Here is an 860-nt window from a genome sequence, read left to right on the forward strand (position 1 = left end):
GGGCGGAGCCCCGGGGAAACGGGCGAAGGGCGGGGCGGGGAGCAAGCCCGCGCAGCGGCACTCCCACCCCCGCCCGGCCAGGGCAAGGTCAGCCGATGTCCGGCGGGTCGATCCGGATGCGGATCGGGTCCCCCGCCTGCGCGCCCCGCGCCATCCGCGCGGCCTGGGCCGACTTCAGCGCGGCGGCCAGCGCCGCCCCGCTGCCGGGCGGCACCCGGATCAGCGCCCGCTCCCCCACCGACGGCTCCCCCCGCCGCCCCGGCACCGGCACGGGCCCCAGCACCTCCGCGTCCGCCGGCAGCTCGACCGCTCCGAGGAAGGCCTCCAGGGCCTCCCCCCGCCCGGCCACCGCCGCCATCCGGGACACGGGCGGGAAGCCCAGCTGCGCCCGCTCCGCGAGCTCCCGCACCGCGTGTCCCACGGGATCCCACCTCACCAGCGCCTGGACCGGCCGCAGCGTCGGCTCGGCGACCACCACCACCTGCCCGTCGGCACGGACCAGCGAGGCGGCCGCGATCCAGCGGCGCAGGGCCTCCTCCCCCGCCCGCAGGTCGGGCCGGGTCAGCATCGCCCAGCCGTCCAGCAGCAGCGCCGCCGCGTACCCGGCGCCCGCCGCGACCGGCTCGGCACCCGGGGTGCACACCACCAGCGCGGGCCGGTCGGACACCTCGTCCAGCACGTGGTCCCGCCCGGACGTGCGCACCGGCACCGCCGGGAAGGCGCGGCCGAGCTCCTCGGCGGTCCGCCGCGCGCCCACCACCTGGGCCCGCAGCCGGAACGACCCGCACTCCTCGCACTGCCAGGCGTTCTCGGCCCGCCCGCACCACCCGCAGTGCAGCTCCCGTTCGTCGGGGGCCTCC

The 860-nt window shown here is 80.0% G+C and carries 1 pseudogene; it reads right to left on the bottom strand.

What is annotated here, in order from left to right:
* Window positions 1-88 precede the first annotated feature (88 nt).
* Window positions 89-860 (bottom strand): annotated as a pseudogene (locus SSNG_RS43560) (primosome assembly protein PriA); the annotation flags it as partial.

It is taken from the genome of Streptomyces sp. C (assembly GCF_000158895.1).
Classification (GTDB): domain Bacteria; phylum Actinomycetota; class Actinomycetes; order Streptomycetales; family Streptomycetaceae; genus Streptomyces; species Streptomyces racemochromogenes.